Source organism: Klebsiella sp. CN_Kp113 (assembly GCF_040064585.1).
Classification (GTDB): Bacteria; Pseudomonadota; Gammaproteobacteria; order Enterobacterales; family Enterobacteriaceae; genus Klebsiella; species Klebsiella michiganensis.
The window spans coordinates 1-686 of the sequence record NZ_JBEAID010000006.1 but is presented as its reverse complement, the minus strand read 5'-3'; the positions used below and the strand labels follow the sequence as shown (position 1 = coordinate 686).

The following is a 686-nucleotide window of genomic DNA, read 5'->3' as shown; positions in this document are numbered from 1 at the left end:
AAGTTCTGCGCGTCCGACTCCAGACCCACCTTGTTTGACACCCTGGCCGCCATCGGCACCGCCGACACCCCGGCCGAGCCAATCAGCGGGTTGATTTTGTTCCGGCTGCACAGGTTCAGCAGCTTCGCCATCAGCACCCCCGCCGCCGTCCCCACGCAGAACGCAATCACCCCCAGCACCAGAATGCCCAGGGTCTGCGGCTGCAGGAACTTGTCCGCCACCAGCTTGGCCCCCACCGACAGCCCGAGGAAAATGGTCACGATATTTATCAGCCCGTTCTGCACCGTGTCGCTCAGGCGCTCCACCACCCCGCTCTCGCGCATCAGGTTGCCGAAGCAGAACATCCCCAGCAGCGGCGCCGCGTCCGGCAGCAGCAGCGCCACCAGCAGCAGCAGCACCGCCGGAAAGAGGATTTTTTCCCGCTTACTCACCGTGCGCAGCTGCACCATGCGGATTTTCCGCTCCTTCTCGCTGGTCAGCGCCTTCATAATCGGCGGCTGGATTAACGGCACCAGCGCCATATACGAGTACGCCGCCACCGCGATGGCCCCGAGTAATTCCGGCGCCAGCTTGCCCGACAGATAAATCGCCGTCGGGCCGTCCGCGCCGCCGATGATGCCGATGGCCGCCGCCTGCGGCAGGGTGAAGCTGATGATGCCGAAGTAGTTCAGCGTCAGCGCCCCCAG

At 64.7% G+C, this 686-nt stretch carries 1 protein-coding gene; it reads right to left on the bottom strand.

Annotated elements, in window-relative coordinates; translation table 11 throughout:
• Nucleotides 1–686, bottom strand: a 686-nt coding sequence (locus ABLV30_RS02290; protein WP_348865514.1) for a sodium ion-translocating decarboxylase subunit beta, incomplete at both ends; no start/stop codon positions are given.